Origin of the sequence: Campylobacter concisus (genome assembly GCF_003049735.1) — a bacterium.
In the GTDB taxonomy this organism is placed as follows: domain Bacteria; phylum Campylobacterota; class Campylobacteria; order Campylobacterales; family Campylobacteraceae; genus Campylobacter_A; species Campylobacter_A concisus_AN.
In genome coordinates this window covers 589681-602654 of the sequence record NZ_PIRM01000001.1, presented here as the reverse complement: position 1 = coordinate 602654, position 12974 = coordinate 589681, and the positions used below count along the sequence as shown (strand labels likewise).

Below are 12974 nucleotides of genomic sequence, written 5' to 3'. Positions count from 1 at the left end.
GATGAGGCACTTTTTGACACTAAATGACTTTAGTAAAGATGAAATCGAGCAGATGATAAATTTAGCCCGCAAGATCAAAAAAGAGGCGAAGGCTAGAGAATTTAAGCCATATCTAAAAGATCAAAAGCTTGCGATGATATTTGAAAAAAGCTCAACTAGAACTAGAGTGAGCTTTGATGTGGGCATGCATGAGCTTGGCGGATATGCGCTATTTTTAAGCAAAAATGATATACAAATAGGACGTGGTGAGCCTATACGTGACACTGCTAGAGTGATAAGCAGGATGTGTGATATGGCTATGCTAAGGGTCGATAAGCACGAGACGCTAGAAGAATTTGCTAAATTTTCAAGCGTACCAGTGATAAACGGCTTAAGCGATAAATTTCACCCAGTGCAGCTCATGGCAGATTATCTTACGATGCTAGAATTTAGCGCCGGCGAGAAGGTCGCGTATGTAGGTGATGGCAACAACATGACTCACTCGTGGCTCATGCTAGCTAGCAAACTTGGACTTGAGCTAAGAGTCGCCACGCCAAAAGGCTACGAAGTGGATGCAGAAATTTTAAAGATAGCTAATGAAAACGCAAAAATTTCAGGTGCGAAAATTTTTATCACAAATGATATAAAAGAAGCGGTAAATGGTGCCGATGTAGTGACTACGGACACTTGGGTATCGATGGGGCAAGAGGCCGAGAAAGAGAAGAGGCTAAAAGACTTTGCTGGATACTGCGTGGATGAAAATTTGATGAGCCTAGCTAAAAAAGATGCGATATTTTTGCACTGCTTGCCAGCTTATAGGGGCTACGAGGTGAGCGAGGCAGTTTTTGAGAAGCACGCAGATGAAATTTTTAGCGAGGCTGAAAACAGACTCCATGCCCAAAAAGGCGTGATGGTCTGGCTGGATGAGAGAAGAAGATGAGTAAAGAGAAAAATATATATGATGAGATAGATGAGATCGGCAATAACCTTGGGCTGAGTAGCCCTGAAAAAACGATCTTTGAGATAGTGTCAACCAAAAATCCAAATGAGCATATTTTAAATTTAAAAAGTGGCTCTTGGGACTCAAAAGAGCCGTGGTTTGGTATTGATGAAAATCAAAATTTACACACGGTAATCTCTGTAAAATCGCTTTCGGCTTTGATCGAGGCCTTAAAAGAGTCTCAAAAAGAAAATTTTGATCTAAGGCTTGAAAAGACGATCTGGCAAAACATTCCAGTTGATTTTAGCGATGTTTGGGTGGTTGCTATGGATGAGATAAAAAAGATAGCAAGCGATAAAAAAAGCAGACAATTTAATATTGATCTTGACAAGCTGGTAAAAAATATCAAAAAAGAACACCCAAATTTATTTGTAGACATAAAAGAGGTGATTCAAATGGCAAGGAGTAGGGCAGATGATTGATTTTAGTGCTTATGTGAAGTATTCAAGGCCAGGGCCAAGATATACGAGCTATCCGACAGCACCAGAGTTTAGTGATAAATTTAGCTATGAAGCTTATATAAAAGAACTTGAAAATCGTGATCTTAATCGACCGCTTTCGCTTTATTTGCACTTGCCATTTTGCAGAAGTGCTTGTTATTTTTGTGGCTGTAATGTCATCTATACTAGTAAAGAGGATCGCAAAGAGAAATATATAAGATATATAGAAAAAGAGCTTGAAATTTTAGCTCGCCACCTGGATACTAGCGCTGAGGTCTTACAGATGCACTTTGGTGGCGGTACACCGACATTTTATAATGCCGCTCAGCTTGATGAGATCATAAAACTAATCAAATCTAAATTTAAAAATTTCTCAAAAGAGGCTGAGATAAGCTGCGAGATAGATCCGAGATTTTTGACAAATGAGCAGCTTGACGTGCTCATATCTCATGGCTTTAACCGCATAAGCTACGGTGTACAAGATTTTGATGAAAAAGTACAAAAAGAAATTCATAGAATTCAGCCCTATGAGATCACTCAAAATGCTGTAAAAATGGCTAGAGAGAAGGGCATAAAATCAATCAATATGGACCTAATCTATGGCCTGCCGTATCAAAGCCTAGAGAGCTTTAAAAAGACGCTTGAACTAGCCCTCACACTTGATCCAGATAGGCTTGCGGTATTTAACTACGCTCATGTACCGTGGATAAAAAAATCAATGCGTAAATTTGATGAAACCACATTGCCAAATCCAGAAGTGAAGCTTGAAATTTTAAAATTTACAGCTGAGTTTTTAACCAAAAGTGGCTATAAAATGATAGGAATGGATCACTTTGCAAAGCCAAACGATGAGCTTTTTGGTGCTCTTGCAAATGGTACTTTGCATAGAAATTTTCAAGGTTATACGACAAAGGGTGGCGCTGATCTTATTGGTATAGGCGTGACAAGTATCGGTGAGTGCAAAAGACACTACGCACAAAATCATAAAGATATGGACGAGTATGAAAAGGCGATCGATAGTGGAAGGTTGCCATATGCAAAGGGAATTTATCTAAGTGATGAAGATTTGCTTAGAAAGAGTGTGATTATGAACTTAATGAGTAATTTTGGGCTTGATATCAAAGCTATCGAGAATGAATTTCATATAAATTTCTTTGAACACTTTAAGGAAGAGCTTGAGGAGCTTAAAAATTTAAGTGAATTTGTCAATATTACAGTAGATAAAATCAGCGTAAATGAAACTGGAACATTGATAATACGAAATATTGCAATGTGTTTTGATGAATATCTAAAGAAAATTCCCGAGAATTTAAGGCGTTTTTCTAAAACTATATAAAAATTATTTTTTTGTCATAAGATATTTAAAATGCATTTAATATTTCTTGGTGTATAATTCGCATTAAATTTTAAGTATAGACTTAATAATAAAAAAGGTAAAAGGATCTTAGTTATGAAAAAGATGTTAGCAATTAGTGCTTTGGCTGCAGCAACATTGCTGTCTGCTCAAGATGTTCCTTATAGGATTTTTCTAGCTTCATTTGCACAAGATGATAATCAGGCTAGAATTGATAGTGCTGTTAATAAAGTCAATAACAAAATCTCTGACAGCAGACTAACTACAGGTATCTATGAGGTTGGCGGACGAAAATTTTTATATGTTGACACAACTCCAGTCTCTGAGGATGAAGCTAATAGTCTATTAGTTAAAGTTCAAAACGAATCAGGCTATAAAGATGCTTTAATGAGAGCAAAAGCACCTGTGGCTGATACTCAAACAACAAAAAAATCTAATATAGAACAAGCTATATCAACTGAAGTAAAACCAGTAGCACAAGTTGATGATGGAGTTTTGACTTTAGATCAAGTTATAAAGACTATTTTAAATGAAAATCCAAGTTTAAAAGCTACAGAATTTAACTATCTACAAGTTGGTAAAGATCTAAAAATAGCAAAGAATGCCTATTATCCAACACTTGACGCTGCTGCTAGAGTGGGATATGAGAAAAAACGCCTTGATGATGGAGTTTCTACAAGAAGAGGAGATGGAAGAATTTCTGGTACATCTCTAACTTTGGTTGAAAATCTATACAATGGTGGTGCTGATAAAAATAGAATAAATTCTCAAAGTGCAAGGCTTGATTCAGCTGCTTATTCAGTAGCACAAGCTGCAGATAGACTTACATTAAATGCTACAAATGCTTACTTGCAAGTTCTTCAAACTAAGAGAATTTTAGATATTGAAGAAGAAAATGTAAAGAGTCATGAGGAAATTTATAGCCAAATTAAAGATAGAGCAAGGTCAGGTTATGGCGTAGCTTCTGAAGAGAGACAAGCTGGATCACGCTATACTTTAGCTCAATCAAACTATACAGCTGCTAAAAATAACTATGAAGATGCACTTTCTACATTTGAGAAATTATATGGAAAAAAAGTTGCAGCTAAAAATTTAGTAATGCCTGAGTTTAGCCTTCCTTTGCCTAGCACAAAAGAGGCTGTTTATAACAAAGCAATTCTTTGCAACCCATCACTTTTAGTTCAAAAATCAAATATTGCTATGGCAGAGTCAGTTGTAAAAGAGAAAAATGCGCCATTCTTACCAAAACTAGATCTTGTTGTATCTGGTGCGTATGATCATTCAAATGTTTTATATGACAATTATGAAGAACAAACATTCGACGCACTTTTAAGACTAAACTATAACCTTTACAATAAAGGTAATGATAAACTAGATAAAGAAAAAAGCCAACTTGCCGTTCAACAAGAGCAACAAACTTTGGATAATCTTGTAAGAGAACTTAAAGAATCTTTGGAATTTTCATGGCAAAATTATGTTCTTAACCAAGAAAAAATGGGATACTTAAATCAACACGTTGAGTATGCTAAAGCTACACTTGATGCTTATCAGGATGAGTTTAGAATCGGTCGTCGTGATCTTATAAACTTGCTTGATGCTGAAAATGAATATAACTCTGCATTAAAAGAGATCGCTACAACTGAGACAGCACTATCTTATGCAAAATATAGACTGTTAGATAATATGGGAATGATCTCAGATAGCTTTGAACCAGGTTTTGCAAAGAGATACATTCAAGGTGCTTGCAGCATTCAAAACGATTTAAGATAAAAATGTAAAAAGTAATGACCATGAGGGTCAAGACAAATTTTTGGACGCTTATTGTAAGCGTCCTTTTTTTATTATTAGCAAGTGCTATTGGAGATTTTATAAAATCAACAACTATAGCAAAGGTAGCTAAAATTTATGGAGAAGATGCAAGAAGAAGGGCTTCTGCTCTAAATTCTTTAATGACTTCATTGCAAGATGCAACTGAACAAGAGAAATTAATAAAAGTAAATGACTTTTTTAACTCTTTTAGATGGGTTGATGATATGCAGCTTTGGCACAAAAAGGATTATTGGGCTACTAGAATGGAATTTATAGGAAAAGGTGCTGGTGACTGCGAAGACTACGTTATCGCAAAATATTTTACACTAAAGCAGCTAGGAATTCCAACTCAAAAATTATACTTTACATATGTTAAAGCCTTAAGATACAATCAAGCTCATATGGTTTTAGCATACTATGATACACCAAAATCTATTCCATTAATTTTAGATAACATAAATGGTAAAATAAAAATCGCAACTCAAAGGACAGACCTTGTTCCAGTTTATAGTTTTAATGGTGATTCGCTATACTTGGCAAAACAAGAAGGTCTTGGTCAAGCAATACCAGGTGGAAATAAAAAACAAAATCCTAAGTGGATGGAACTAATAGATAGGATAGGAAAAGAGGATTTATGACGCTATTTAAACAAATTATGATCGCCGTGATAACTTTTGGTATCATGATTTTTATGGCTGTTGGCTACTTAAATTTTAAGAGCCTAAATGGATATATTAATGACCAGCTTGGTGAAAACGCAAGACATACAGCAAATTCGCTTGGACTTGCTTTAAAACCTATTATCGATCCAGACGATATGTCCTTGGCTCAAACAATGATAAATTCTATGTTTGACAGTGGTAGATACAAGCTTATCAAGCTTGAAGATGTTGATGGCAAGGTTCTTATTGAAAATTCTCAACAAACAGTTGTTAAAGATATTCCTGAGTGGTTTTACAAAATAGCCAAGTTTGAAGCGCCAATAGCAGATAGCGAGATTATGACTGGCTGGGCAAAATTTGGCACGCTTTATGTTCAAGGCAGCACCGCACTTGCCTACAATGAGCTTTATACCAACTCAAAAAATATTTTTAATTTTCTTCTTCTAATGATAATTGTCACTCTTGTAGTGGCATATTTCGCTTTAAAAGCTATTTTTAGACCGCTTATGAAGGTTCAAGATCAGGCTGAGGCCATACTTGATAATAAATTTATTATTCAGAAAAGAATTCCATTTACAGCCGATCTTAAAAAAATGGTTCTAGCTATGAACTCTATGGTTAGTAAAGTAAAAGACATTTTTGAGAGAGAGGCAGCCACACTCAGTAAATATCAAGAGCTTTTATATAAAGATACAATGAGTGGTGCTAATAACAGAAGATTTTTTCAAACTAAATTTAGTGAGTATCTAGCAAGTGAAGAATATTCAAGTGGTGTTGCTTTGCTTGTTAGTTTTAAAGATCTAATAAATTTAAAAAGTACGCTTGGTTTTGAAAAATGGCAAAGCGTTGTAATGAAAATAGCTCAAATTTTACAAGAAAAATCAATTCATAATGATAAAAATGCGATTGTTGCAAGGCTTAATGATAATGATTTCATTGTACTTTCGTATGGTAGAAATTCATCAAATTTCTTGGCTCTATGTGATGAAATTATGAACGAGTTTAAAAAGCTTTATGCAAATTTTGCGCTAAATGATAGCGAGTATCCAGTAAATGCTGCGATAGTTGAGTATTCACCAAATACTGATATCAAGACACTTCTTACTTCAGCTGACGTTACATTGGCTAGCTCAAGACTTGCTGGAAGCTTTACATACAAGGTATTTAATGAAAATCAAAATACTTTAGTGATTGGTAAAGAGAAGTATAAAGAGCTTATTTTTGACTCAATAAAAGAGGATGAATTTAAATTTGCAGCTCAAAAAGTGATTGATCTTGATTCAAATTTTGAGCAGTATGAGCTTTATTTGAGGCTTGTTGATAAAGATGGTGTATGGCGTATGGCCTCATATTTCATGCCGATGGTAAATGAGTTAAATTTAGGTGCAATGCTTGATCTTCATATCTTAAATAGGGTAGCCAGAATTTTACCGGAGAATATCCTGCCAAGTGGCAATTTAGCCATAAATTTGGGAAAAGAGATATTAAACTCAGATGAAAATTTTTCAAAACTTGAAGCTACACTTAAAAGGATAAGTCAAATTTCAAAATATAAAAACTATATAGAAATTCCAAATAAAGACGATATTAGCATAGAAAGTATAGTTAAGCTTACTAAAAAATTAAAAGAACTTGGCTTTGGATTTGGTTTTGACCACTTCGAGCTTAACGCAAAAGGTATCGAGAAACTAAAAGAATTTAACCCTGATTATGTAAAAATTCAGTCAAATGTTTTGATTGACTTCTTAAGTGATAAGTCAGGAATAAACACAAAACAATCACTTGATGTTGTTTTAAGCTCAAAAGACATTATTTTGATCGCAATCGGCGTTGAAGGCGAAGAGCAGAAGAAAAAGTTAATCGATCTTGGCATTAAAAATATGCAAGGAATTTATATAGATGAAATCAAGAACATTGGATGATAGATGCATAGTGATAAGATAAAAGATGAGCTGCTTCAATGTTTGGTTATTTTTACCAAGCTCCATAATAATCCATACAGTGCTGATGCTTTAACTATTGGCTTGCCAGTAAAAGATGGTGATGAAATTGAACTTTTTTCACTTAAAAGCTCAAGATCTTTATTTTCTCGTGCTGCTTCTCGTGCTGGCTTTGCTTCTACTCTTGTAAGAAAAGATCTTGAGCAAATCTCTCCTTTGGTTTTACCTTGCATTTTAATGCTTAGAGGCAAAAAAGCTTGCATCTTGCAATCTTTTAGTAAAGATAAAAAGACAGCAAATATCATAACGCCAGAACTTTCAACTGGTACTAGCACGATAGAAATAAGTAAATTAAAAGAAGAATATTTAGGCTATGCATACTATCTAAAGCGCGAGTTTGTTCCAGAGGATACTAGCTCAACAAAGCTAATTGATGCGGGCAATGACCACTGGTTTTGGGGAACTCTAAAACGTTCAAAAAAGATTTATTTTGATGTTGTTCTTGCAAGTTTTATTATAAATTTATTTGTTCTTGCTAGTCCGCTTTTTACGATGAACGTATATGACCGTGTTGTGCCAAATAATGCGGTTGAGACACTTTGGGTCTTAGCACTTGGCGTAAGTGTAGTTTATGGCATAGATCTTTTTTTAAAATTTGTAAGATCATATTTTCTTGAGATTGCTGGCAAAAAGAGTGACATCATAATGAGCTCCATTTTATTTGAGCGTGTTATGGATATGAAATTTAGCAATAAACCAAAATCTGTTGGTTCATTTGCTAGTAATCTAAAAGAGTTTGATACGGTTAGAAATTTCTTCTCATCAGCCTCATTGGCAGCCATTGTCGATCTTCCATTTGCGATCATTTTCTTGATAGTTACTTATTTTATAGGAAGCTATATCGTACTCGTGCCAATTGTTATCATGATAGCTATTTTATGTTATACATTTTTTATAAAAGATCCACTTCAAAATGCTATTAAAAGTACATTTGAGGCTTCAGCTATAAAAAATGGAATTTTGATAGAGAGCCTTAGCAGTCTTGAAACCATCAAAACTCTTGGTGCTAGCGGACATATACAGTGGAACTGGGAAGAGGCAACCGGTGAGATAGCAAATAGAAGCATTAAATCAAAAATTATCACAACTTCGATAACGACTGTTACATCTTTTTTAGTACAATTAAATACTATTGCCATCATCGTTCTTGGTGTCTATATGATACAAGATACACATCTTACAATGGGTGGTCTTATCGCTGCGGTTATGCTTAGCTCTCGTGCTATCGCTCCTATGGGACAGGTAGCTTCACTAGCTGCAAATTTTGAGCAGACAAAAACAGCATATCAAAGTCTTAGTAAGATTATGCAAATGCCTGTTGAAAGGCCAGAAGGTAAAAAATTTGTTAGAAGAAATTCTTTTGATGGAAAGATTGAGTTTAAGAATGTAAGCTTTACATATCCAGATACCACAAAAGGTTCGCTTGATAGGATAAATTTTGTCATTCAGCCAGGTGAAAAAGTTGGCATTATAGGCAAAAATGGCTCTGGAAAAACTACTTTACAAAAGCTCATTTTGGGACTTTACTCACCAACTGAAGGCTCAGTGCTAATCGATGGTATTGATATTAATCAAATCGACCCAGCTGATCTTAGGCGAAACATCGGCTACGTTCCGCAAGATGTTGTGCTTTTTAAAGGAACGGTTAGAGAAAATATTGTTCAAAAAGCGCCATATGTTGATGATATTCAGATTATAAAAGCAGCTAAAGTAAGCGGAGTTGATGAATATGTAAATGCTCATCCGCTTGGATTTGATATGCCAGTTTTTGAAAGAGGTGACGGCATAAGTGGCGGACAGCGCCAAAGCATAGCTGTGGCTAGGGCATTTTTGCTAGATAGTCCTATTATTTTGCTTGATGAGCCAACAAATTCTCTTGATAATACAGTTGAAAATAAGTTAAAAATAAATTTAAAGACAAATACAGCAAATAAAACGATGTTGCTTGTCACACATAGGACGTCGATGCTAGATCTTGTTGATAGACTTATAGTTATGGATAATGGCAAAATTTTATTGGACGGACCAAGAGATGAAGTTTTAGCAAGACTTAGTGGGAAGTGATCATGCAAGAAGATATCAAGAATAAACAAAATGAAAATCTAAAAACTGAAAAGAGATTAATTTCTGAAAATAGTATAAAAGAACAAGAGGAAGCTAGTAATAAAATTTTAAATAGTGTAGATGATATAAAGTCTAATCTTCAAACAAAAAATTATGATGCTTATGATTTGAAATTTATGTCAAGTCTTTCTGAGGCTGTTTTGGCTAAAGCCCCATCTACATCTAAAAAGATACTCTATACAGTTGCTATAACTATGTTTTGGCTTCTTATTTGGGCCTCTTGGGCACAGATAGATGAGATTACAAGAGGTAGTGGTAAAATCATCCCATCTGGAAAAAACCAAGCGATACAAAATCTTGAAGGTGGTATAGTCGATCAAATTTTTGTAAAAGAGGGTGACGAAGTCAAGAAAGATCAAATTCTAATAAGGCTAGATAATAAAAATTTTACGAGTAGTTATGGTGAGTCAAAGCTAAGACTTGACGAACTTCAAGCAAAATTTATGAGACTTGATGCTGAGGCGAATGATAAGGAATTTGACTATGATGAAGCTAGAGATGCAAACAATAGCAAGGCCATAAGATACGAGATAAGCTTGCACAACTCAAACATCGATCACTTAAATGAGCAAATAGGAATTCTAACAGAGCAGATCCATCAACGCCAAAGTGAGCTAAATGAGCTTAGAAATAAAATTTCTCAAACTCAAAATAGCTACAACCTTGTTTTAAAAGAAAAAGCTATCATGGAGCCTATCTTTAAAAAAGGTCTTGTTAGCGAGGTCGAGTATATCCAGCTTCAAAGACGCGTAAATGACCTAAAAGGCGAGCTTGACGCATCTGTGCTTGCCGTGCCAAGGGTCGAATCAACCATAAAAGAGGCAAAAAATAAGATCGAAGAAGCAAAACTTGCATTTAAAAATAATGCAAAAAAAGAGCTAAATGAAGTTTCAGCAGAGATCGCAAGGATAAATGAATCACAAATCAGTCTAAGCGATAGAGTAGAAAGAACATATGTAAGATCTCCAGTAAATGGTATCGTTAGTAAAATGATGGTTCATACCGTATCAGGAGTTATCAAGCCTGGTGAAAATATTGCCGAGATCGTTCCTCTTGAGGATAAATTGGTTGCCGAAGTAAAAGTAAAACCAGCCGATGTTGCGTTTTTGAGACCTGGGCTTGATACGATGGTTAAATTTACGGCTTATGATTTTAGTATTTACGGTGGTTTAAAAGGCAAAGTAACGCAGATTAGTGCTGATACAGAGACTAATGAAAAAACTGGCGAGAGCTATTATTTAGTTAGGATAGAAACTGAGAAAAATTATCTTGGTAGTGAAGAAAAACCGCTTAGGATAAAAGTTGGTATGATAGTTTCAGCTGATATCATTACCGGTAAAAAGACAATACTTGATTATTTATTAAAGCCTATTTTAAAGGCAAAACAAAATGCCTTAACGGAGAGGTGATGGGTAAGATCGCTTTTTATGATAAGAAATTTGGTGAATATGAGATTGAAAAATTTCAAAATTTACAAAATTTCTATCTCATAAAAGATGATCATTATTGCGATATAGTTAATGATGAAATTGAACGATTTAAATTTAGTGATTGTGAAATAGAATTTTTACAATTAGTAGATGTTGCTAGTAGACATAAAAAACTATTTGAAAATATAAAAATTCAAGATGATATAGTAAGAAGCATTAAAATTTTAATAAAAGGCTATGACCAGAGTTTGGATAAATTTGACTTTGATCCTGGAATTTTAAATTTAAATACCCCTTATAAATATGCTATATCACAAGATTTTTTTGAAATGACCATTTTTTTAGAAGAAAAACCTTCTGTGGTTACTAAATTTTTATCATCGATAGATTACAAGATACATAAAAATGGCGAAAGTCGTCACGTAGAATTTTTTATAAATAATAAAAAAATTTATGAAAGAATTATATAAATAATCCAAGGAAAGGTAATGCAAGTTATTTTATTTACACAAAATAGTGCATTAAACAATATTTGGAGAAGCTATTTTACTGGCAATAGCGATGTGAAATTTATACATAATAGAAAAGAGTTTTTTTCTCATATAAATGATGATGTTGATATTATAGGCATTGATATTGATGTTTTTAAAGATAATATTGATGATGTTATAAAAAATATAATTGAAAAGTCTCCAAATATAAAAATACTCATACTCTCAAATAGGCCAACGATAAACGAAGGCAAGCACCTGCTTACGCTTGGAATCAAGGGCTATGCAAATTCTCACATGAGGAAGACTCACTTTGAAGATGCTTTTGAAACTATTTTTAATGGAAATATATGGCTTTACCAAGAATTTGTTCAGGCAATGATTAGTGAGCTAACCGGCTCATATATTAATAGTGAAAGTGAAAAGGTAGACAAAAAGACCGATCTCTCTGAGCTTAGTTCAAGGGAAAGAGAAGTTGCAGATTTAATCTATCAGGGTCTAACAAATAATGAAATTTCAGAAAAAATAGGTATTACACTAAGAACAGTCAAAGCACATACAAGCTCGATTTATAGTAAGCTAAATGTAAAGGATAGAATAGGGCTTGTGCTTTTGATGAAGCAGCTTGACGCATAAAGTCTTGACTTATTTTTTTGAAAAAATTAAGACTCTTCTTTAAAAACTATAAATTTTTATACATCCGACCACAACAGATACATACACAACTTTTACTAGCTGAAGAATACAATAAATATAAAATTTTTAAATAAAAAATAATTTGCTAAAATCTTAAATAAAAAATTCTAGCAAATTTATTAACAGCCTAGATAAGAAATCAGAAACTTTAGTCTTCCAAATCGATATCTACTTTTTCAACATTTGTTATGATGTCTTTTGTATTTTTTTCGATATCGTGTTTATTTTTTTCAATAAGTGATCTATTTTGTCCAATCAAATCCCTATTTTCTTTAATGCCATCGCTATTTTGTTCAATTAATTTGCTAAGAGTCGATATTCTTTTCTCGTAACGTATCATTAGAAAATAAATTACATAAATTAGTAATAAAATTATCGCCCAAGGTAAAAATTGCATATTAAATCCTTATATATTTTTTGTAATTATAGAAATTTTAGCTTTTAAAAAAAATAAAACTATAAAAATTATACATATTTCATAAATATTTAATGATGTATTATGGATTTAAATCTAATAAAAATTTGTATTCTTAAATGGCTGTATTTTATGATTTTAATTTTTATGAAAATTTTTTAAATTTCCCTTGACTTTTACCTTGTTTTGATATATAATTGCCACTTCACAAAACAGGTGCTGGTGTAGCTCAGTTGGTAGAGCTACTGCCTTGTAAGCAGTGGGTCGGCGGTTCAAGTCCGTTCACCAGCTCCATTTTTGTAACAGTGTTTGACCAGAAAATACCAAAATAGTTTATTAATGTTTAAGGTGAGATACTCAAGCGGCCAACGAGGGCAGACTGTAAATCTGCTGACTATGTCTTCCGTGGTTCGAATCCACGTCTCACCACCATTGTTATGCGGGAGTAGCTCAGTTGGCTAGAGCATCAGCCTTCCAAGCTGAGGGTCGCGGGTTCGAGCCCCGTTTCCCGCTCCAAAATTTGGGAAAATAAACTGGGAGCTGTATCTAGATTTTACTAAACACAGTTATTCCT

General features: G+C 33.9%; 11 protein-coding genes and 3 tRNA genes. 13 read left to right on the top strand and 1 reads right to left on the bottom strand.

The window, feature by feature from the left end:
• Position 1: 1 nt before the first annotated feature.
• The 10 genes from argF to CVS97_RS03005 all read left to right on the top strand — a co-directional run bounded on the left by argF (position 2) and on the right by CVS97_RS03005 (position 11925).
• Complete coding sequence (gene argF, locus CVS97_RS03050) at positions 2–919, top strand: ornithine carbamoyltransferase (RefSeq protein WP_107785021.1); 918 nt, start codon at positions 2–4, stop codon at positions 917–919.
• Entirely contained in the window at positions 916–1401 is a 486-nt protein-coding gene (locus CVS97_RS03045) for a DUF2603 domain-containing protein (protein ID WP_084040706.1), read from the top strand. Before argF ends, CVS97_RS03045 begins: the two co-directional genes overlap by 4 nt.
• Positions 1394–2755 (top strand): oxygen-independent coproporphyrinogen III oxidase, encoded by a 1362-nt coding sequence (hemN, locus tag CVS97_RS03040; RefSeq protein WP_107785020.1) that lies wholly within the window; start codon positions 1394–1396, stop codon positions 2753–2755. Before CVS97_RS03045 ends, hemN begins: the two co-directional genes overlap by 8 nt.
• Positions 2756–2869: 114 nt before the next feature.
• Positions 2870–4543 carry a TolC family protein gene (locus tag CVS97_RS03035; protein WP_107785019.1) on the top strand — a complete coding sequence of 558 codons (1674 nt, stop codon included), beginning with the start codon at positions 2870–2872 and terminating at the stop codon, positions 4541–4543.
• Positions 4544–4563: 20 nt separating this feature from the next.
• On the top strand, positions 4564–5220 hold the full coding sequence (locus CVS97_RS03030) for a transglutaminase-like cysteine peptidase (protein WP_054196396.1): 657 nt from the start codon (positions 4564–4566) through the stop codon (positions 5218–5220).
• Complete coding sequence (locus CVS97_RS03025; RefSeq protein WP_107785018.1) at positions 5217–7166, top strand: LapD/MoxY N-terminal periplasmic domain-containing protein; 1950 nt, start codon at positions 5217–5219, stop codon at positions 7164–7166. Before CVS97_RS03030 ends, CVS97_RS03025 begins: the two co-directional genes overlap by 4 nt.
• 3 nt (positions 7167–7169) lie before the next feature.
• A complete protein-coding gene (locus CVS97_RS03020; protein ID WP_084040698.1) occupies positions 7170–9308 on the top strand; it encodes a type I secretion system permease/ATPase in 2139 nt (712 codons plus the stop codon).
• Between the two features lie 2 nt (positions 9309–9310).
• Positions 9311–10777: an HlyD family type I secretion periplasmic adaptor subunit gene (locus CVS97_RS03015; RefSeq protein ID WP_107776040.1), complete on the top strand. Its 1467-nt coding sequence runs from the start codon at positions 9311–9313 to the stop codon at positions 10775–10777.
• The gene (locus tag CVS97_RS03010; protein ID WP_107785017.1) at positions 10777–11268 is read left to right on the top strand and encodes a DUF5416 family protein; all 492 of its coding nucleotides are present in this window, start codon (positions 10777–10779) and stop codon (positions 11266–11268) included. Before CVS97_RS03015 ends, CVS97_RS03010 begins: the two co-directional genes overlap by 1 nt.
• An 18-nt stretch (positions 11269–11286) precedes the next feature.
• The gene (locus CVS97_RS03005; RefSeq protein WP_107776042.1) at positions 11287–11925 is read left to right on the top strand and encodes a response regulator transcription factor; all 639 of its coding nucleotides are present in this window, start codon (positions 11287–11289) and stop codon (positions 11923–11925) included.
• A gap of 208 nt (positions 11926–12133) precedes the next feature.
• Here the strand turns inward: CVS97_RS03005 and CVS97_RS03000 are convergent, their stop codons facing one another.
• A complete protein-coding gene (locus CVS97_RS03000) occupies positions 12134–12382 on the bottom strand; it encodes a hypothetical protein (RefSeq protein WP_021090800.1) in 249 nt (82 codons plus the stop codon).
• Between the two features lie 236 nt (positions 12383–12618).
• Here CVS97_RS03000 and CVS97_RS02995 point away from each other — a divergent pair.
• The 3 genes from CVS97_RS02995 to CVS97_RS02985 all read left to right on the top strand — a co-directional run bounded on the left by CVS97_RS02995 (position 12619) and on the right by CVS97_RS02985 (position 12916).
• Positions 12619–12694: transfer RNA gene (locus CVS97_RS02995), tRNA-Thr, on the top strand.
• Positions 12695–12747: 53 nt separating this feature from the next.
• A tRNA-Tyr gene (locus CVS97_RS02990) sits at positions 12748–12832 on the top strand.
• A 7-nt stretch (positions 12833–12839) separates the two neighbouring features.
• Positions 12840–12916 (top strand) — tRNA-Gly (locus CVS97_RS02985).
• Positions 12917–12974: the final 58 nt, after the last annotated feature.

Bases quoted from the DNA above. Each gene is read 5' to 3' on its own strand.
- CVS97_RS03015 (WP_107776040.1), top strand. From the start codon at position 9,311: ATGCAAGAAGATATCAAGAATAAACAAAATGAAAATCTAAAAACTGAA.
- CVS97_RS03025 (WP_107785018.1), top strand. From the start codon at position 5,217: ATGACGCTATTTAAACAAATTATGATCGCCGTGATAACTTTTGGTATC.
- CVS97_RS03000 (WP_021090800.1), bottom strand. From the start codon at position 12,382: ATGCAATTTTTACCTTGGGCGATAATTTTATTACTAATTTATGTAATT.
- CVS97_RS03045 (WP_084040706.1), top strand. From the start codon at position 916: ATGAGTAAAGAGAAAAATATATATGATGAGATAGATGAGATCGGCAAT.
- CVS97_RS03020 (WP_084040698.1), top strand. From the start codon at position 7,170: ATGCATAGTGATAAGATAAAAGATGAGCTGCTTCAATGTTTGGTTATT.
- hemN (WP_107785020.1), top strand. From the start codon at position 1,394: ATGATTGATTTTAGTGCTTATGTGAAGTATTCAAGGCCAGGGCCAAGA.
- CVS97_RS03035 (WP_107785019.1), top strand. From the start codon at position 2,870: ATGAAAAAGATGTTAGCAATTAGTGCTTTGGCTGCAGCAACATTGCTG.
- argF (WP_107785021.1), top strand. From the start codon at position 2: ATGAGGCACTTTTTGACACTAAATGACTTTAGTAAAGATGAAATCGAG.
- CVS97_RS03005 (WP_107776042.1), top strand. From the start codon at position 11,287: ATGCAAGTTATTTTATTTACACAAAATAGTGCATTAAACAATATTTGG.
- CVS97_RS03030 (WP_054196396.1), top strand. From the start codon at position 4,564: ATGAGGGTCAAGACAAATTTTTGGACGCTTATTGTAAGCGTCCTTTTT.
- CVS97_RS03010 (WP_107785017.1), top strand. From the start codon at position 10,777: ATGGGTAAGATCGCTTTTTATGATAAGAAATTTGGTGAATATGAGATT.